The organism is Enterobacter sp. BNK-13 (assembly GCF_048685015.1).
GTDB classification, from domain to species: Bacteria; Pseudomonadota; Gammaproteobacteria; order Enterobacterales; family Enterobacteriaceae; genus Enterobacter; species Enterobacter quasiroggenkampii.
Genome location: NZ_JBLQTP010000001.1, coordinates 3020659 through 3039742, shown reverse-complemented (window position 1 = coordinate 3039742; position 19084 = coordinate 3020659). Strand labels below are relative to the sequence as shown.

Genomic DNA, 19084 nt, shown 5'->3' with positions numbered 1-19084 from the left:
TCGGTGGCAGCGTCGCTCGGACGGTCCGGGCGCTAACGTTAATCTGAGGAATCTATGGCTGAATTCAGTCCTGAACGCCGTTTTACGCGTATCGATCGTCTCCCCCCTTATGTTTTCAATATCACTGCTGAACTGAAAATGGCTGCGCGTCGGCGCGGCGAAGATATTATTGATTTCAGCATGGGTAACCCTGACGGCCCAACGCCGCCGCATATCGTTGAAAAGCTCTGCACGGTTGCCCAGCGTCCGGATACGCACGGCTACTCGACCTCTCGCGGTATTCCCAGATTACGTCGCGCGATCTCGCGCTGGTATCAGGATCGCTATCAGGTTGATATCGATCCGGAAAGTGAAGCGATTGTCACCATCGGCTCGAAAGAGGGGCTGGCACATCTGATGTTGGCCACGCTGGATCATGGCGATACGGTGCTGGTGCCTAATCCAAGCTACCCGATCCACATCTACGGCGCGGTGATTGCCGGGGCGCAGGTCCGTTCCGTTCCGCTGGTGGAAGGTGTCGATTTCTTTAACGAACTTGAGCGTGCGATTCGCGAAAGTTATCCGAAACCGAAGATGATGATCCTCGGTTTCCCGTCAAACCCAACCGCCCAGTGCGTGGAGCTCGATTTCTTCGAGAAAGTCGTCGCCCTGGCTAAACGTTATGACGTGCTGGTGGTTCATGATTTAGCCTACGCTGACATCGTCTATGATGGCTGGAAAGCGCCTTCCATCATGCAGGTTCCGGGCGCGCGTGACGTGGCGGTCGAGTTCTTTACGCTGTCAAAAAGCTACAACATGGCGGGCTGGCGTATTGGCTTTATGGTGGGTAACAAAACGCTGGTGAGCGCACTGGCGCGCATTAAGAGTTACCACGACTATGGTACCTTCACGCCGCTACAGGTCGCGGCTATCGCTGCCCTGGAGGGCGACCAGCAGTGCGTTCACGAGATTGCCGCCCAGTATAAGCGCCGCCGTGACGTGCTGGTAAAGGGCTTGCATGAAGCGGGCTGGATGGTGGAAATGCCGAAGGCGTCTATGTACGTCTGGGCAAAAATTCCGGAGCCGTACGCGGCGATGGGATCGCTGGAGTTTGCCAAAAAGCTGCTGCAGGATGCGAAGGTGTGCGTATCACCGGGCATTGGCTTTGGTGATTATGGCGACACCCATGTGCGATTTGCCCTGATTGAAAACAGCGACCGCATTCGTCAGGCGGTGAGGGGCATCAAGAGTATGTTCCGGGCCGACGGCCTTCTTTCGTCTAAGAGTGTGGCTGAACATCCCGCGTCGACATGACATAAAAAAACAGGAGCCGATGGCTCCTGTTTTTTTGACTGCATGTTCTTCACTAGATCATCAGGGCAAAGGTTCCGGCCCAGACTAAAACAATCACCGAAATGCCCATAAAGAAATATTTCACGTTTCATCGCTCCGCGTATCTTGTGGTACGCATTTAAAAACAGAGTCCACCTGATTATAGAGAACTGAAATCCGGTCAAAACGGAAATGAGAATTTTCCCGTTACGCCGCTCACTCCAGCTCAGAATTCTGTGCTTTCCTGTTGCCAGACGGCGCTAATGTACGCCTAAAAATGAGGGGTGACAAGAGGGATTTTTTTAAATAATTTCCGTTACTTACGAGTGTCGTGGAACGGCGACAGTTTGATTTCGCATCGCAATAAATTCACTTTGGGCGACGCAATGAAAGACGATTTCTCAACGGGATGACAGGTGATTGAAAAGGTTAGTTTCTTAGCGAAACTAACCTTAATGAAAGGCTTAAATATAGAGTGAGGCTTCGCCAAGAGGGCGGGTTTTGAAACGACGATGCATCCACAGATACTGCTCTGGCGCACGCATGATTTCAGTTTCGATGACTTTATTGATAAACGCCGCGGCTTCGCACTCGTTTTCCGGATAGTTAGCCATTTCAGGAGAGATGTGCAGACGATAGCCTGATTTATCTGCTTTTCTCACCATCGTTACGGTCAGCATTGAGGCGCCTGACAAACGAGAAATGACAAAGGTGCCGTTAGTCGTCGCAACCTCTTTAACCGCAAAGAAAGGCGCAAAGCTGCTGCCTTTACGTCCATAATCCTGATCGGGTGCAAACCAGACGGCTTCACCTTTCTTCAGGGCACCGACCATACCGCGCAGATTGTTACGGCTGATCATCGCCTTATTGGAACGCATGCGGCCACGCGTCTGGACCCACTCCATCAGCGCACTGTTGTGTGGTCGATAGGTCGCCATCATTGGCTGGCACAGGCCCATCACGCGGCCACCCAGTTCCAGCGACATAAAGTGAACGCCGACGACCATCACGCCGCGTTTTTGCATCTGCGCGCGTTGCAGGTTATCCAGTCCTTCTACATCAAACCACTTACGGACACGCTCATCCGGCCAGAACCAGGCCATGCCGGTTTCAAGCAGCGCCATGCCGATAGACTTAAAGTTTTCAGCGATGAGCTTCTCGCGCTCTTCGGCATTGTACTGAGGAAAGCAAAGCTCAATATTTTTCCGCGCGATAGATTCGCGACGTTTCAGGAAGACGCGCGAAGCGCTGCCCAGTTTCGACCCCAGCAAACGCAGTACAGGGTACGGAAGTTGAACCAGCAGCCAGAGAACGCCAAGACCAAACCATGTAAACCAGTAACGCGGGTGTAAAAACGCGCGTTGAAATTTGGATTGAGACAAAATAGTGAAACCTATGTGAAGCCTGTAAAGGTAGCGCAGAGTTTGCGATACGACGTGCCGATAAGACCGTTCTTCAAGGTGATGGTTGCAGGCTTTACCGAACTTTACGGCGTTGCCTGGCCACTGCTGATTTGGGCGGGCGGCGTAATGTAGCACCGTTATACGATATGTGCTATTACTCGTTTTTGATTAAAAAAGCGGCAGTTCGGAAGGTGATTGATTTTACAGATTTTATAGGCAGTCGCATGAAAGCGCCTTTCCTGCCTGAGCGGAAGGCAAAAGCGTTAGCGCTCATAGGGAAGGCGTAAAGAAAAAAAACGGTATTGTTGATTTGCGCCAAATTAAACATTTACGCCTTTATTTATTCCTCCGCATAATAAATAAGAAATTTCTTCGTGAAAATTCTTAAGCGTTATTCATACCATCAATGGAATAGCCATCTGCTTTCATCCATTCCTGTCTTCTTTTAATCGTGCCGCAATAAGATATTGTCGTTCTTTCGCGCTTTTTGACGTTATGCTGTGATGCAAATCAAAACATGATGTTTTTATAAACATCTCTCTGGCTACAACCCCTTCTGCGATACAAATATTCGATTTGTGCGAAAAGAGCAGTTTCTTTTCCTGATTTAGTTGTCCTATTTACGATAATGTCTTAGTGGAAAATTCTTAAGAAAATTCTTGTATCGGATTAATGATCTGTGTATTTGATTTTGTTCCGATCATTATTCTATTATTGCGCATCAAGAACGATACCGTGAAGTTGGCATAGCAAAACAAAGAGGGATGATTAGATGGCTGACAGTTTTCAGAATGAGGTGCCTAAGGCACGTATTAACCTGAAGCTTGACCTGCATACTGGCGGAGCAAGCAAGAAAATGGAATTACCCTTGAAATTGCTTGTTGCGGGTGATTTCAGTAATGGGCAGGAATCTGCGACAATATCTGAGCGCGAAAAGATTAACATCACCAAAAATAATTTTGACAGCGTTCTTTCCGAATATTCCCCAAAAGTTAACCTGGCCGTTAAAAATACGCTGTCTGACGATGGTGGTGAGGACAACATTCAGCTGACTTTCCAGAGCATGAAAGATTTCACGCCAGAGCAGGTGGCTGCCCAAATTCCACAGCTGAAGGCGATGCTGGCAATGCGCAACTTGCTCCGCGATCTGAAAGCCAACCTGCTGGATAACCAGACTTTCCGAAAAGAGCTGGAGAAAATCGTTCTTGACCAGTCACTTAGTGCTGAGTTGCGAAATGAACTATCCGCACTGGCTTCAAAAAAACCTTAACCATCATGCTGTTTTAACGGATTAATCAAGGAATGCTCATGTCTGTACAAAATAATACTGCTGGCGGGGAAAGCGTGGTGCTGGAACGCCCTGCTGTGGGTGGGGTATACGCTTCACTGTTTGAGAAAATCAATCTGAACCCGGTCTCCGAACTGAGCGCGCTGGATATCTGGCAAGATGCGCAGGCGATGTCGGATGCGACCGCTGACGAGCGTCTCACCGCAGGTATGCAGGTCTTTCTGGAATGCCTGACCAAGGCAGGCTCGAAGGTCGAAAAACTGGATAAAAGCCTGATCGATCACCACATCGCTGAGCTCGATTACCAGATAAGCCGCCAGCTCGACGCCGTTATGCACCATGAAGAATTTCAGGCGGTTGAGAGCCTGTGGCGCGGCGTGAAGTCGCTGGTTGATAAAACGGATTTTCGCCAGAACGTAAAAATTGAGCTTCTGAGCATGTCTAAAGAAGACCTGCGCCAGGACTTTGAAGACAGCCCGGAAATCATCCAGAGTGGTCTCTATAAACACGCCTACATTGATGAATACGATACCCCGGGCGGCGAGCCGATTGCGGCGCTGATTTCCGCTTATGAGTTCGATGCTTCAGCGCAGGATGTCGCTCTGCTGCGCAACATCTCTAAAGTATCTGCGGCTGCACATATGCCATTTATCGGCTCGGCAGGCCCGAAATTCTTCCTCAAGGAGTCCATGGAAGACGTCGCGGCGATTAAAGATATTGGTAACTATTTTGACCGCGCGGAGTACATCAAGTGGAAATCGTTCCGCGATACGGACGACGCTCGCTACATCGGTCTGGTGATGCCCCGCGTACTGGGACGTTTACCGTATGGCCCGGATACCGTTCCGGTTCGCAGCTTTAACTATGTTGAAGAAGTCAAAGGTCCGGATCACGACAAATATCTGTGGACGAATGCGTCGTTTGCCTTCGCGTCCAACATGGTGCGTAGCTTCATCAATAATGGCTGGTGTGTACAAATCCGTGGCCCGCAGGCCGGGGGGGCGGTTCAGGATCTGCCTATCCATCTGTATGACCTGGGTACCGGCAATCAGGTAAAAATCCCGTCTGAGGTCATGATCCCTGAAACGCGTGAATTCGAGTTCGCGAATCTGGGCTTTATTCCTTTGTCCTACTATAAAAACCGCGACTATGCCTGCTTCTTCTCAGCCAACTCCGCCCAGAAACCGGCGCTGTATGACACCGCAGATGCAACGGCCAACAGCCGCATCAACGCACGTCTGCCGTACATCTTCCTGCTGTCGCGTATTGCCCACTACCTGAAGCTGATTCAGCGCGAGAACATCGGTACCACCAAGGATCGCCGACTGCTGGAGCTTGAGCTGAACACCTGGGTCCGCAGTCTGGTGACCGAAATGACCGATCCGGGCGACGAACTTCAGGCATCTCATCCACTGCGTGATGCAAAAGTGGTGGTGGAAGATATTGAGGATAACCCGGGCTTCTTCCGCGTGAAATTGTATGCGATTCCGCACTTCCAGGTGGAAGGGATGGACGTCAACCTGTCGCTGGTTTCCCAGATGCCGAAAGCGAAATCGTAATAACAGGCAGGAAGCCGATGAAAACGGAACAACCGTTATGGGGTAGGGGCATTATGGTCGCTCCCCAGCATTTTCAGCAACAGGTCGCGTATGCGGCCTGGTCTGCCGAGTGTATTGCCCGGCTGGGCCTCTCCTGCCCGTGGGGGGTGATAAATGCTACCTTCGAGCCGGAAGCTCTCAGGCTTGGACGTCTTCAGGCCCGTCATCTGCATGTCCGTTTTCAGGACGGTACGCTGATTGATACAGACAATGCTGATTCGCTGCCTCCGGTACTGTCGCTTGAAAGCGAATCGCAGGAGCTGACGGTGGTGCTGGCGCTCCCGCTACTGCGGGCGAACGGCGGCAACTGCCTGAAACCCGATGAGGTGGCCGAGCGTCCGGTGCGATATCGTCAGCGCTGGCGGGATGTACGCAATACCTTTGGGGAAGACACTCGTCAGATTGCCGTGATGCAGCCTGAACTGACGCTGCGTTTTGCCCATCAGAACAACAGCGATTATCTGACTTGTCCGGTCGCCCGCCTGCAGCAAGACTCGCAGGGTACATGGCTATTGGATGAAACATTTCTTCCTCCGCTGTTGACCCTCCAGGGGAGCCGTTGGCTGGTTACCCAACTGGAACAACTACTGACACAACTGCGTGCGCGACTGTGCCGTCTGATGGCAATGCGGCGTGAAAGCAATGAGCGCATGGCTGATTTCGCCGTGGCAGATGTATCACTGTTCTGGCTGCTCAACGCGCTGAACAGTGCCGAGCCCGTGCTGGGTCAGTTCCAGCGTAATCTTCAAAGCCCACCGGAACGTCTGTATCCGGAACTTTCTCGCCTTGCAGGGAGCCTGCTGACCTTTTCCCTGGAACATCAGGTGAGCGCCATACCGGCCTGGCATCACGAGCAACTCAATGCGGTATTTCCACCGCTGTTTGATTTGCTTGGCGATCTGCTTGAAGCCAGCCTGCCGTCACGCGTGGTGGCCCTGGCACTCGACTATGACCCACGGCTGCACTTCTGGCAGGCTCGCCTGCATGACCCGCGTCTGCGCGAAGGGGCTGATTACTATCTTTCTGTGCGCTCACCGATTCCGGTGGCGCAACTGCAGGAGCAGTTTCCGCGCCAGTGTAAGGTGGGCAGCCCTGACCATGTGCGCGGGATCGTCAACTCTTCCCGCGTGGGCGTGCCGCTGACGCCGCTGCGCCATGTGCCAGCCGCCATTCCACTGCGCCTGGAAAATCAGTATTTCAGTCTCGATCTCTCCCATCCTCTGGCGACTGAAATGCTCCAGAGTGGGACATGTATGTTTTACGTCCCGGGCATGCTCGGCGAGCCTGAACTTGAACTCTTTGCGGTATTGAGAACATGAGTGAACGTAAACACGGCGCTGTCGTGTCTGTTGATATTGACGCACTGCTGCAGGATACCTGGCTTCAGGTCATCAGCCTTCGCTATGGCCCGCAGTTTCAGGAAGGAGAAGGTCGGGTCTTGTGGGAACGCTGTATCGCTGATGTGGAACGCGTTCAGCGTGAACTGAAAGCGAGTGAACTTGATGAAGCCAGCTGTAAGCATATCCTCACTGCACAATGTGCATTGCTTGATGAGGCAGTCAAAGGGCGCGGTGTAGAGGATGATGCCTGTGTGCAGTGGTATGACATTCCTCTGCAGGGACACTTCCTCGGCACAATGGACGCGGGTGACACTTTGTGTGACAGGATGCGCGATGTGCTGCGTGAACCTGCACCAGATAATGCCGTACTGACCTGCTTCCAGCGGGTAATGATGCTCGGATTTCTGGGAGATTTTCGTGCGCTAAACGATCCGGAACGCCAGAAGCTGGTCAGCGCCCTCAATGAGCGCGTTACACCGTTCAGCTACCCGCAGACCCATCCAGTTCTGGCAGAGAGCCGCAGCGGACGGGGAGCGGGAGGCTGGTTGGCGTCATGGCCCGCGCGTATCGGCCTGAGCGTGATTGTTCTTGCCGCACTCTGGTGGGGACTGGATCGCTGGCTCGATCAGATGCTGCTGACCCTGTTGCCGGGAGTCGTAAAATGAGTCCTGTACAACAGCGCGGGCTTGCGCTGTGGGCTGCCCTGCTGAGTGCTGTGGTCTGCCTGGCTTTTCTGCCGTTATCCCGGCTGGCTTCAGTGCTCGTTCTGCTGGCGATGATCGGGGTCATAGTCGCGTTCTGGTATATCGCCAGACCTCGTGCGGAGCATGACGTCAACCTGCGTCTGGATGACCTTCCTGAAACCACTTACCGTCAACCTGTGGTGTTGGTTTGTGGCGATATGCCTCTGACCTGGCCGCAGCAGTCACCAGTACTGATCGTCACGCAGGGATGCTGGATCCGCGTTGAGGACCATCAGGATCTGGAGCAGGTTGCCCGTCAGATTCTGTGGCAGCGCCCGGACTGGGGGCGTCAGCTGTCGGTGATGGTCAGTGTCTGCCCGCAGAAACATGTCGACAGCGAAGCCCTGACAAGTCGTCTGCTGGCTCTGCGCTGGCAAATCAGCCAGTTGCGTAAAGAAACGGGACAGTCTGTGCCACTCATTCTGAATGGTCAGATTGGCAGCGCGATGACGGATGACATGCTCTGGCAGGCTGCTATTCCGGGTGAAGGGTGGACTGTCTGGCGTGAGTCGAATGCGCCTTGTTCGATCGCCGCGTGGGTCACCACTGGCGGTGCGCCTGTGATGCAGCAGCAGGTGCTGATGAACAGCCTGATGAGCTGGTTCCATCAGCATGTCCAGGCGGTATTCATCGATGAGAATCCTGATATTCCGGTCATTGCACCTGCAGCGCAGCTGTGGGGAATGGGACCGATTCTTGCCGGAAGCCTTGCGTCCTCTGCCTGGACGGCATGGTTATCGCGTCATACTGCCATGCAGCAGGTAGCCGGCTGGCAACCGATAGGGACGGACAGCACGGTGATCTCACCCTTACCGGATTTCATCCTGCCGCTGCTACCGGAAGGAAGTGGACTTACTCCCCGCGCCCGCACCTGGCGCTGTGCCCTTGGTCTTTTCACCCTGGCGGCCATCGCCGCGCTGCTCAGCAGTGGCTGGAACAATCGCCAGTTGCTGCATCGCGTGAGCTTCGATATAGCCCGTTACGACAGTCTCTCCACGGATGACTACGGCCCGAAAGCTAGCGCCGTTGCGGCCCTTCGTGAGAATTCTGCGTTGCTGGATGACTATGCACGTAACGGCGTACCGGTCCGGCTGGGCCTGGGGCTTTATCAAGGGGAACGTCTACGGATATCCCTACTGGAAGCGATCCGCTCGTATATGCCGCCGCCTCCTAAACCGCAGCCAACCCCAAAACCAGCACCGAAAATAGTGAGGCTCGACAGCATGTCGCTGTTCGATTCCGGCAAGTCCGTGCTGAAAGCGGGTTCCACCAGGATGCTGGTGAATTCACTGGTTGGCATCAAAGCGAAACCGGGCTGGCTGATTGTCGTGTCTGGGCATACCGATAACACTGGCAATCCGCAGCTGAACCAGACGCTGTCTCTGAAACGCGCCGAAGCGGTGCGCAACTGGATGCGGGACACGGGCGACGTGCCCGAAAGCTGTTTTGCGGTGCAGGGCTATGGCGAAAGCCGTCCTGTCGCAACCAACGACACCCTGGAAGGGCGTGCGCTCAACCGCCGTGTCGAAATCAGTCTGGTACCGCAGGCGAATGCCTGTCAGATACCCGGCAAACACCCGGCGCCATCGCAGGATGATGGCGCTTCACTACACAATGGAGAGTAATTCCATGGCAATTCCTGTTTATCTTTGGCTGAAGGACGACGGCGGCGCGGACATCAAAGGGTCTGTTGACGTTCAGGATCGTGAAGGCAGCATCGAAGTGGTTGCACAGGAGCATAACCTGTACATCCCAACCGACAACAACACCGGCAAGCTGACCGGCACCCGTATCCACACGCCGTTCCTGTTCACGAAGGAAATCGATTCCTCCAGCCCGTATCTGTACAAGGCGGTGACAACCGGTCAGACCCTGAAATCCGCTGAATTCAAGTGGTACAAAATCAACGACGCGGGCCAGGAAGTGGAGTACTTCAACACCAAACTGGAAAACGTGAAGGTAGTGAAAGTGAATCCTGAAATGTATGACATCAAGGATCCTTCTAAAGAGAAGCACAACCACCTTGAGCGCGTTGAACTGCGTTACGAAAAAATCACCTGGACCTACAAAGACGGCAACATCATTCATTCCGATTCCTGGAACGAACGCGCTACGGCGTAATCCTGATGCGGGCAGGTTTTCCTGTCCGCAGTTTTTTGCTGAGTGCCTGAGATGCGGGCACTCAGCAAAGAAAAAACAATCTGCCTGCCTGACCTTATGCGCTTTGGTGAACAGCGAGGGGCGGTAGCGTGTCCAGGAACCGACAAAGAGAGAATCTCATGGAAAATCCAGCCATCCTGTTACGTCGTCTGAACCCTTACTGTGCCCGAGCGATGGAAGGCGCAGCTTCGCTCTGTCAGACCCGTGCCCATGCCGAAATTCTGCCGGAGCACTGGCTGCTGAAGCTGCTGGAGCAAGGGGAAGGTGACCTGACGGTGTTGGCGCGTCGCTATGAATGGGATATGGATGGCATTTGGCAGGATTTACTTGGCTGGCTCGACAGACAACCTCGCTCCGTGCGCCATCGGCCCCAGCTCTCTGATGACATCCAGACTCTGATGCAGCAAGCCTGGCTACTTGCCTCACTCAATGGCGAAGAGCACATTCGCAGCATCCATCTGCTGATGGCCCTGGTGGAAAAACCAAAACTGGCACGTTGTGACGGCCTTTGGCCGTTGTTAACGCTTGCTCAGAGCCAGCTGGAGCGCCTGCGACCGTTGCTGGATGCGCAATCGGATGAGCGTCCGGAAATGCAGCGCGAAGCCGAGCTGGCACAGAACCACGGCGGTGAGGTGGAGTTTATCGGGCGTCCGGCTGGTGTGGAAATGAAAGAGGGGGAACTGAGCCCTGCGCTGCAGAACACGCTGGATAAATTCACCCTCGATGTCACCACCAAAGCGAAGGAAGGGAAGATCGATCCGGTGTTTGGCCGTGACACAGAAATCCGTCAGATGGTGGATATCCTCTCTCGTCGCCGCAAAAACAACCCGATTCTGGTCGGCGAGCCGGGCGTGGGGAAAACCGCACTGGTTGAAGGTCTGGCGCTGCGTATTGCCGAGGGTAATGTGCCTGAATCCCTGAAAACGGTCACTCTGCGTACCCTCGACCTGGGCCTGCTACAGGCCGGCGCGGGCGTGAAAGGCGAGTTCGAACAGCGGCTAAAAAACGTCATCGATGCGGTGCAGCAATCACCGTCCCCGGTCCTGCTGTTTATTGATGAAGCGCATACCATCATCGGCGCGGGCAATCAGGCGGGCGGCGCCGATGCAGCGAACCTGCTAAAACCGGCGCTGGCGCGTGGCGAACTGCGTACCATTGCGGCCACCACCTGGTCTGAATACAAACAATATTTCGAGCGCGACGCGGCCCTGGAGCGTCGTTTCCAGATGGTAAAAGTAGATGAGCCTGATGACGACACCGCCTGTCTGATGCTCCGTGGTCTGAAGTCCCGCTACGCCGAGCACCATAACGTGCACATTACCGACGATGCGGTACGCGCGGCAGTTACGCTTTCTCGCCGCTATCTGACGGGCCGCCAGCTGCCGGACAAGGCGGTTGACCTGCTCGACACCGCCGCAGCACGCGTCCGCATGAGCCTCGACACCGTGCCGGAGCAGCTGACCTGCATTCGCTCGCAGATCACCTCTCTTGAAATGGAGAAGCAGGCGCTGCTGGAAGATATTGCTGTCGGCAATCAGAGCCATGGTGAACGCCTGACCGTCATTGAGCAGGAAGAGAACGCTCTTATCGTTGCTCTCGACGAGCTTGAAACGCAGTACGGGCAGGAACTGAAACTCACCGAACAACTGCTGGAAAGCCGCCAGGACATCTCCCGTCAAAGCGAGACGCGCACGCTGCAGCAGGAACTGAACGGCATGCAGCACAGCAATCCGCTGCTCTCTCTGGATGTTGACGTACGCACCGTTGCCAACGTGATTGCTGACTGGACAGGCGTTCCGCTGTCATCGCTGATGAAAGATGAGCAGACCGAACTGCTGACCCTCGAAAATGAAATGGGTAAACGTGTCGTCGGGCAGGATGTTGCGCTCGAGGCCATCGCCCAGCGTCTGCGTGCGGCAAAAACGGGTCTCACATCCGAGAATGGCCCGCAGGGCGTGTTTCTGCTGGTGGGGCCGAGCGGGGTGGGGAAAACCGAAACCGCGCTTGCGCTGGCCGATGTCATGTACGGCGGTGAAAAGTCACTCATTACGATTAACCTCTCCGAATACCAGGAGCCGCATACGGTTTCCCAGCTGAAGGGCTCACCTCCGGGTTACGTCGGTTATGGCCAGGGAGGGATCCTGACCGAAGCCGTGCGCAAACGCCCGTATAGTGTGGTTTTGCTCGATGAAGTCGAAAAAGCCCACCGCGACGTGATGAACCTGTTCTATCAGGTCTTTGACCGCGGCTTTATGCGCGACGGCGAAGGACGTGAAATCGACTTCCGCAACACCGTCATTCTGATGACCTCGAATCTCGGCAGCGACCACCTGATGCAGCTGCTTGACGAACAGCCGGAGGCCAGCGAAGGCGATTTTCACGAGCTGCTGCGTCCGATACTGCGCGATCACTTCCAGCCGGCGTTGCTGGCCCGCTTCCAGACCGTGATTTACCGCCCCCTCTCGGAAGCAGCCATGCGTACCATCGTGGAAATGAAACTCTCACAGGTCAGCAAGCGCCTGCATCGACACTACGGCCTGAGCACGCACATTGATGAAAGTCTTTATGATGCGCTGACTTCAGCCTGCCTGCTGCCAGATACCGGTGCGCGTAACGTCGACAGCCTGCTCAATCAGCAAATTCTGCCGGTGCTCAGTCAGCAACTGTTGACCCATATGGCCGCAAAACTGAAACCACAGTCATTACGCTTTAGCTGGAGTGAGGAAGAGGGGATCGGGCTGGAATTTGATGTGAAACAGGGAGTGGACGCATGAGTAATAATCCTCCATTAAGATACAGCCATAGCCACCACCTGCTGGCGGTGAAAGGCTGTGAGTCCGCGCTCGACGTGCTGTCTTTCGAAGGTGATGAGGCTCTTAGCACGCCGTTCCGCTACCGTATTGAATTCACCAGCAGTGACCACGCTATCGCCAGAGAGGCGATGCTGATGAAGCCCGGTTCGCTGACGCTGCAGGCCCCGGTAGACCAGGGTTACGGCATTAAAGTGCAGCATCCGGTGCGCACCCTTCAGGGCGTGGTGACCGGTTTTGAACGCCTCAGCACGTCAAAAGATGAAACTCGCTACGCCCTGACGCTCCGGCCACGTCTGGCGCTGCTCGACCGCTCGCACCAGAACGCCATTTACCAGGACATGTCGGTTCCGCAAATCGTGGAAAAAATCCTGCGCGAGCGCCACGGTATGCGCGGTCAGGATTTTCTGTTCTCGCTGTCAAAAGAATATCCACGCCGTGAACAGGTGATGCAGTACGATGAGGACGACCTGCACTTTATCACCCGCCTGCTGGGTGAGGTCGGTATCTGGTTTCGCTTCACCACCGACACGCGCCTCAACATTGACGTGGTGGAGTTTTATGACAGCCAGCAGGGGTATGAAAAAGGGCTGACGCTGCCGTCGGTGCCGCCATCGGGCCAGCATTCAAAAGGCGTGGATTCAGTCTGGGGAATGGAATGCCATCACAACGTGGTGCAGAAGCAGGTCAGCACCCGGGACTACAACTACCGTCAGGCCACGCAGGACATGAACACCCTGGTGGATGCGACCCGCGGGGATGTCACCACGTACGGTGATGCCTATCACTGGGCGGATAACTACCTGACGCCGGGCAGCACCTATGACCGCAACCCGGCCCCGGAGTCCGGGGCGTTTTATGCCCGCCTTCGTCACGAACGCTACCTGAATGGTCAGACCCGGGCGCACGGCATCACCAGCTGTCCGACCCTCTCGCCGGGTCAGGTACTGAAAGTCACCGGCGGGTATGAAGTGGCCGATGTGTTTGCGCAGGGCGTGGTCATCACGGCGATGCATACGTATGCCCACCGTGATAAGGACTTTGCGGTTGATTTTGACGGCATCCCGGACAGCACCGATTTTGGTTTCCGCCCGGAACCAGGGGCACGCCCGGTGATGGCTGGCACCTTACCGGCCCGCGTCACCAGCACCACCGAAAATGACACCTACGGGCATATCGATAAAGACGGTCGCTATCGCGTCAACATGCTGTTTGACCGTGATAACTGGGAAACCGGGTTCGAGAGCCTGTGGGTGCGCCAGTCCCGCCCTTATGCAGGGGACACCTATGGCCTCCACCTGCCGCTGCTGGCGGGCACCGAAGTGGCGATTGGCTTTGAGGACGGTAACCCGGACCGGCCGTACATTGCCGGCGTGCTGCACGACTCGGCGCACGGCGACCACGTCACCATCCGCAACTACAAACGCAACGTCCTGCGTACCCCGGCGAACAACAAAATCCGCCTCGATGACGAGCGCGGAAAAGAGCACATCAAGGTCAGCACGGAGTACGGCGGGAAGAGCCAGCTGAACCTCGGCCACCTGGTCGACAGCGAGAAACAGCAGCGCGGTGAGGGGTTTGAGCTCAGGACGGACAGCTGGGGCGCTATTCGTGCACAGCAGGGGATTTTCATCACCGCAGATGCACAAATCAAAGGGCAGGGACAGGTTCTGGCGATGGATGCGGCGTTGGGGACACTCAATCAGGCGCAGCAGTTAGCGAAATCACTGAGCGATGCTGTAGCCACTGCACAGGCTGAACTCGCGCAGATCCAAGCGCAAAAAACATTGCTGGAATCTTCTATAAAGGATCTGCAGCAGTCTGCGTTGCTAATGAGCGCCCCGGACGGGATAGCTCAGGTATCACCGCAAAGTATTCAAATCAGCAGCGGACAGAACTTTATTCAGACCTCCGGCGAGAACAGTGACTTTAGCGTATTCAAAAAATTCACCGTTGCGGCAGGCGAGATCATCAGCCTGTTTGCCAAAACGCTGGGCATCAAAATATACGCCAATAAGGGGAAAGTGGATATCCAGGCGCAAGGGGATGCAATGATGCTGACCTCCCTGAAAAGCATGACCATCACCAGCAAGGACGATGAGGTGGTGATTCAGGCAAGTAAGAAAATTACGTTATGTTGCGGTAAAACCGCTGTGGTCATCGACCCGTCAGGCGTCAATATTCTGACGCCTGGCGATGTGAATGCCAAATCAGCCAGCCTGAACCATCTGGCATCACAGAGCTTCAGCCCGGCACAACCTGAATTGCCACCGGCGGCCAGCTGTGTGGAGAGTGCACTCTGATGGATACCCTCACTAACTTAACTGATGCCCTGAATGCCAGGCAGAATGAATACCGTTACCTGGTGCTTGATCCGCTAAAAAAAGTGGTGAGCTGGAACCCTTTGCACGCAGATATGCTCAGGGATAACCAGGGTAGTGATGCCCTGCGCAGGATACTGCGTCCGGATTTGGCCTGGTCGCCGGAGCACTGTCCGATTCTGCTGTTGCTTGCTTCTCCGGGAGGCACTCTGGATGAAGCTCTGGTGCGAAGCAGTGAAACCTATGCATCTGGAGAAACTCTGTACGAGAAGCGCTATGTCTGCGGCTGGCTGAGTTCAGCGCTTTCACCGGATGAAATGGCTGTCTGGTTGGCTGATTTGTGCAAACACGTTAAACCAGGCGTCAGCATCCCTGTGTTTGAACCCCTGCGCCTTGAGCTGCTGCAGGCGACTGCTAACCCTGGGGTGCTGGCAGGTCTGCTTGCCTCAACGAGTCAGTGGCACTGGATGTCCTGTACCGGTGAACTGAAGACGATGAGTGGTCGATCCGGTGATGATGTCTGGATGCTCAACTGGGGAGCTGAACAGGCACAAGCTGAAGTCCGTAATATCTGGCGCTTGTTGTCTGCCTGGCATGAATCCAGTGGCGCCTTACCTTCAGAGGCTGTGCGCCTTGCTGCTGACGCATGGTCTACTTCCGGGAATGTGGGGTTGCATCACCTCAGTGACCGGCTATGCCTGGCGCTCAATGCCCTGACCTTGCCCGTTGATATCACTGCACATGCCGTAGTACAGGCCCGACTGCAGGAAGCCGCGGAAAACCCAGTGCTGCGCTTTACGCAACTACTTCAGACCCTCCCGGACGCTGTCTGGCAGGAACTGCGTCAGGCATGACGCGACTGAAAAAGGAATTTGATGATGGATATGAAAGCACAGGCAAATAAAAACGCAGCGGCAAGTCAGCAGGTAGCAAGCACGCCTTCAGGCTGTAAGTCGTGTGAGCGTAAGGGGGTTGCGATATACCCGCTACGTGTGGCTGCAGTCCCGTCTTCTCTGGTTAATACCCGGTGGCATCCTGCCGTTCCTCACCAGGACACGGAACTGAAGGGGGGCGAGTTCAAATACGTCCTGCGTATCCTGCGCGAGGGCTATGTGTATGTTCTGGCAGATAAACAGGTCTGGTATGCCTACCAGGTCACCCCGCAGGGTTTTTTACGCATGTTCAATGCGAAGGAAATGCCGGAGGGCGGGAAGGTGGACCCCCTGAGTGCCGCCTGTCTTCAGCAGAATCATGATATTCGCAGCAGCTTTATCAATATCGACCCGAAGCATACCCATGCAGCCGTGGCCTTCAGCAATGACCCGTGGCCCCGAGAAGTGCTGGCGAAATATAAACAAGCCGGTGCCCCGGCACCGCGTTTTACGCAATTAACGATTGCTGATGGGAAAGCAGTGACAATTGAAGGTGCGGGGCGGAGCCTGACGCTTGACCCCACGCTCTCAACTCTGACAAAGAACGTGCTGGAGTTTGCGACAGAAAAATTCCCGAGTATTGTCGGAAAAGAGGGGCAGCCCGATGGCGCGTATGGTTTTTATCCCCGAAGGGATATCAGGAAGCAGACGGCGCTGGGTAATAAGGTCGCGGAGTTACAGGAGCTGTACGGTGCAGTGCATGCCATTGTGCTGGATGATGCGGTGGGTGTGGTACAGGAGCTGAACAATGGCCGACTTGATGCTATCCAGGCGCTATCAGCACATACAGGGAAAGTGGAAAACATTCATCAGAAGATGATCTCTGATGCCATTTTGCAGATTAAAGCATCCACGGCCAGTCAGATGGCCCATGATCCCAGCATTCAGGGCGTTTATACACCCGGCTATACCACGTCCTATACTGCCAGCCGGGAAACCGTTGTCGCTCAGAAGGTTCATTCTGCAGTACACCGGATGGAAGACTATTATAACGAATCGGCCCGTGCTGAGTTTGCTCGTAAATATGATGCAATTGTAGATAACTACAACGGGAAAATCGCTGCTATCTGGCTGGACCTTGATACCGCCTGGCGTTCTGAGATCTGGAAAACACAACTCCGCGACGATTACGCACCTGAAAGCAATGCCCTCAGTTGGACATTCCAGTTGCTGGCTATTGCGCGTTGCCTGCACGGTGGTATGGCCGGAGTAAGATCAGAAGATGTGGAAAATGGCAGCGTGAAGCCCGTCTGGATCGACTGGATGGAAGATGGTCAGAGCCCGGCATTTTTAGCATTACTCAGAGGAACTCAGGGGCTGGGAAATGAAGTGTTTAGCGGAACCGTGAACTACCCAAACCTGAAAGCGGGCCTTAATAGCCAGGAACTGACCAATTTCTTTGATTCACTCCCCTACCAACGCGCAGTGACCAGCCTGCTGACTGCGATTGCTGGTGCCCATAGCCAATTGAATACCCTGCTTTCTGATGCTGCCAAAGGTGGCATGGTCAGGATGATGCAGGCCGTGTCGTATGTTTCTGTCGGAGTTCCTGCCATCACAGTGTTCTCCGGTGAGCTTACGGTGCGTGAGTTTCAAGAGGTTCTGCTTACCCAGCTTGATGCACAGGGTAAAACGAACTGGACCGTGCAGGCCAAAGAAAATAGCTCACTGACCCGAACCACTGGCGCTGGTCACTGGCTGCAGATAACTGACCCTGCGCTTCTTGAGCAAAAAATTGAGGTCAGATTGACGGCACCGCTGAAGGAACTGCATTCAGCCGGGGGTAAAAAAGCTGCACGTGCTGCGGGCACCAGCGTGGCAGCGATTGCAGCAGGGAATGTGCTCACTGAGTCCAGTCAGTTATCTGGCTTTACAAGCCTTACGCCACAAATTATCGATAACTCCCTCACTACTGGAGAAATACGGCTGAGTCCTGCCGATATGAAGGCTGTGGCGCGTAACCAGACCATGTTGTCGGAGCATTTCCAGAGTGGTGTCATTGGTGCGGCACTGGCATACATCATGCTGCAAACCACGCTTAGTAACCTGAAAGAGCTTAAATCAGCCATTCCCGGGGATTTACAGGGCGAAATGTCGCTGGCATCGCGCTCGCTACTGGTGCTGGCTTCTGCGACAGAGCTTGTGGGGCAGGGTGCGACGGCACTCTTTAAAGCCCCTGCTGTAGGCGGTCAAATTGCTGCCGGGGATTTGTTAATCCGAACGGCTGGGGTGATTGGGGGGATTGCTGTTTTTATTGATGGGGTTGCCTTGTTAATGAAAGCATCAGATTTATCAACATCGGGGGATTCAGCCGCAGCATACATATGTACGCTTGCAGGGGGGGCTTTAATATCAGCAGGTGTCGTTGGCGTAGGATTTAGTGCCGCAGGTGAGTTTGGGTTACTTAGTACCGCTTCTTTTGCGGGTATCCCTGTATTGCTGGGGCCTGTTGGATGGGCTATTGCTCTGGGAGTGACCGCCTTTACTTTGACAGCTATCGGCAGTCGTTTTATACGTTCACCACTCGAACGCTGGCTGACCCATACCTGCTTTAGTAACGAAAACGACCGCAACCCGGACGAACCTTTCTGGAATGCGAAAAGTCTTGAAGATATGCATAAAGCGATGAATGCGCTTCATGTCCTGACCAGCGGAGTTTCGGCACAATTGAGCGAGGATTGGTTTACTGAACTGTCCGGTAATACTCAACTGCTGGGCAACCGCATGGTGGCGGCAAGAGCGGTGCTGGCCGACTGCGATCCTGAAGGCTCCGCTTGGCTGCTTGAACTGACGGCTACTGGGAGTTCCGGTAAACGTCTGTTGCTGGCTCGCAGCGCATCAGCAGGCAAGCTTGCCGGGCTTGTTGCTCCTGAAGCGCAGACGTTTGAGAAGACGTCTCAGCTTTATCAAAATGACGTGCTCTCAGCTCCGGAGTTCTCTACTGTTACCTCTAAAACAACCTTCTCTGAATCCTGGTCCTTGATGTCGGCGGGACATAAACATGGCGTGCAGTTTGACGGTGAATTCCCGCTCAATATCACAAAATATAATAATGTTGAGTTAACGGTAACCTACTGGCCGGATAAAAAGCACCAGGAGCAAAGCCTGGAAATATTCATTTATCTGGATAGTTAAATTAAAGGAATAGATAACGATGCCATTGTTTCATGTTGATGAA

Annotated in this window: 14 protein-coding genes; 12 read left to right on the top strand and 2 right to left on the bottom strand. The window is 54.4% G+C overall.

Annotated features, from left to right (window positions below; genetic code table 11):
• Positions 1 to 54 precede the first annotated feature (54 nt).
• Positions 55 to 1293: an alanine transaminase gene (gene alaC / locus ACMGGQ_RS14655; RefSeq protein ID WP_045909388.1), complete on the top strand. Its 1239-nt coding sequence runs from the start codon at positions 55 to 57 to the stop codon at positions 1291 to 1293.
• A 52-nt stretch (positions 1294 to 1345) separates the two neighbouring features.
• On the opposite strand, the gene ypdK is transcribed toward alaC, so the two are convergent.
• Both ypdK and lpxP read right to left on the bottom strand, forming a co-directional pair.
• Positions 1346 to 1417 (bottom strand): membrane protein YpdK, encoded by a 72-nt coding sequence (gene ypdK, locus ACMGGQ_RS14650; protein WP_099458937.1) that lies wholly within the window; start codon positions 1415 to 1417, stop codon positions 1346 to 1348.
• Between the two features lie 358 nt (positions 1418 to 1775).
• A complete protein-coding gene (gene lpxP, locus ACMGGQ_RS14645; RefSeq protein ID WP_090392995.1) occupies positions 1776 to 2696 on the bottom strand; it encodes a kdo(2)-lipid IV(A) palmitoleoyltransferase in 921 nt (306 codons plus the stop codon).
• A 12-nt stretch (positions 2697 to 2708) separates the two neighbouring features.
• Here lpxP and ACMGGQ_RS14640 point away from each other — a divergent pair, with 12 nt between their 5' ends.
• From ACMGGQ_RS14640 to ACMGGQ_RS14590, 11 genes are all read left to right on the top strand, one after another.
• Positions 2709 to 2846, top strand: coding sequence for a hypothetical protein (locus tag ACMGGQ_RS14640; protein WP_159427010.1), 138 nt, complete (start codon positions 2709 to 2711; stop codon positions 2844 to 2846).
• Positions 2847 to 3486: 640 nt separating this feature from the next.
• Positions 3487 to 3984, top strand: coding sequence for a type VI secretion system contractile sheath small subunit (gene tssB / locus ACMGGQ_RS14635; protein WP_045909386.1), 498 nt, complete (start codon positions 3487 to 3489; stop codon positions 3982 to 3984).
• A gap of 32 nt (positions 3985 to 4016) precedes the next feature.
• Positions 4017 to 5561 (top strand): type VI secretion system contractile sheath large subunit, encoded by a 1545-nt coding sequence (gene tssC / locus ACMGGQ_RS14630; RefSeq protein ID WP_045909385.1) that lies wholly within the window; start codon positions 4017 to 4019, stop codon positions 5559 to 5561.
• A gap of 17 nt (positions 5562 to 5578) precedes the next feature.
• Positions 5579 to 6919, top strand: a complete 1341-nt coding sequence (gene tssK / locus ACMGGQ_RS14625; RefSeq protein WP_045909384.1) for a type VI secretion system baseplate subunit TssK — start codon at positions 5579 to 5581, stop codon at positions 6917 to 6919.
• Positions 6916 to 7605: a type VI secretion system protein TssL, short form gene (gene tssL / locus ACMGGQ_RS14620; protein WP_045909383.1), complete on the top strand. Its 690-nt coding sequence runs from the start codon at positions 6916 to 6918 to the stop codon at positions 7603 to 7605. Before tssK ends, tssL begins: the two co-directional genes overlap by 4 nt.
• The gene (locus ACMGGQ_RS14615; protein ID WP_045909382.1) at positions 7602 to 9308 is read left to right on the top strand and encodes an OmpA family protein; all 1707 of its coding nucleotides are present in this window, start codon (positions 7602 to 7604) and stop codon (positions 9306 to 9308) included. The genes tssL and ACMGGQ_RS14615 overlap by 4 nt, the downstream gene beginning before the upstream one ends.
• A gap of 4 nt (positions 9309 to 9312) precedes the next feature.
• Positions 9313 to 9804 carry a type VI secretion system effector Hcp gene (gene hcp, locus ACMGGQ_RS14610; RefSeq protein ID WP_023325816.1) on the top strand — a complete coding sequence of 164 codons (492 nt, stop codon included), beginning with the start codon at positions 9313 to 9315 and terminating at the stop codon, positions 9802 to 9804.
• Between the two features lie 158 nt (positions 9805 to 9962).
• Positions 9963 to 12617, top strand: a complete 2655-nt coding sequence (gene tssH, locus ACMGGQ_RS14605) for a type VI secretion system ATPase TssH (protein ID WP_420290214.1) — start codon at positions 9963 to 9965, stop codon at positions 12615 to 12617.
• Positions 12614 to 14956: a type VI secretion system Vgr family protein gene (locus ACMGGQ_RS14600; RefSeq protein ID WP_420290213.1), complete on the top strand. Its 2343-nt coding sequence runs from the start codon at positions 12614 to 12616 to the stop codon at positions 14954 to 14956. Before tssH ends, ACMGGQ_RS14600 begins: the two co-directional genes overlap by 4 nt.
• Complete coding sequence (locus ACMGGQ_RS14595) at positions 14956 to 15828, top strand: hypothetical protein (protein ID WP_420290212.1); 873 nt, start codon at positions 14956 to 14958, stop codon at positions 15826 to 15828. Before ACMGGQ_RS14600 ends, ACMGGQ_RS14595 begins: the two co-directional genes overlap by 1 nt.
• Before the next feature lie 21 nt (positions 15829 to 15849).
• On the top strand, positions 15850 to 19041 hold the full coding sequence (locus ACMGGQ_RS14590; RefSeq protein WP_420290211.1) for a T6SS effector BTH_I2691 family protein: 3192 nt from the start codon (positions 15850 to 15852) through the stop codon (positions 19039 to 19041).
• Positions 19042 to 19084: the final 43 nt, after the last annotated feature.

What these genes read in the sequence shown, in the direction of transcription:
- alaC (WP_045909388.1), top strand. Translation starts at nt 55, where the DNA reads ATGGCTGAATTCAGTCCTGAACGCCGTTTTACGCGTATCGATCGTCTC.
- tssB (WP_045909386.1), top strand. Translation starts at nt 3,487, where the DNA reads ATGGCTGACAGTTTTCAGAATGAGGTGCCTAAGGCACGTATTAACCTG.
- tssC (WP_045909385.1), top strand. Translation starts at nt 4,017, where the DNA reads ATGCTCATGTCTGTACAAAATAATACTGCTGGCGGGGAAAGCGTGGTG.
- tssK (WP_045909384.1), top strand. Translation starts at nt 5,579, where the DNA reads ATGAAAACGGAACAACCGTTATGGGGTAGGGGCATTATGGTCGCTCCC.
- tssL (WP_045909383.1), top strand. Translation starts at nt 6,916, where the DNA reads ATGAGTGAACGTAAACACGGCGCTGTCGTGTCTGTTGATATTGACGCA.
- ACMGGQ_RS14615 (WP_045909382.1), top strand. Translation starts at nt 7,602, where the DNA reads ATGAGTCCTGTACAACAGCGCGGGCTTGCGCTGTGGGCTGCCCTGCTG.
- hcp (WP_023325816.1), top strand. Translation starts at nt 9,313, where the DNA reads ATGGCAATTCCTGTTTATCTTTGGCTGAAGGACGACGGCGGCGCGGAC.
- tssH (WP_420290214.1), top strand. Translation starts at nt 9,963, where the DNA reads ATGGAAAATCCAGCCATCCTGTTACGTCGTCTGAACCCTTACTGTGCC.
- ACMGGQ_RS14600 (WP_420290213.1), top strand. Translation starts at nt 12,614, where the DNA reads ATGAGTAATAATCCTCCATTAAGATACAGCCATAGCCACCACCTGCTG.
- ACMGGQ_RS14595 (WP_420290212.1), top strand. Translation starts at nt 14,956, where the DNA reads ATGGATACCCTCACTAACTTAACTGATGCCCTGAATGCCAGGCAGAAT.
- ACMGGQ_RS14590 (WP_420290211.1), top strand. Translation starts at nt 15,850, where the DNA reads ATGATGGATATGAAAGCACAGGCAAATAAAAACGCAGCGGCAAGTCAG.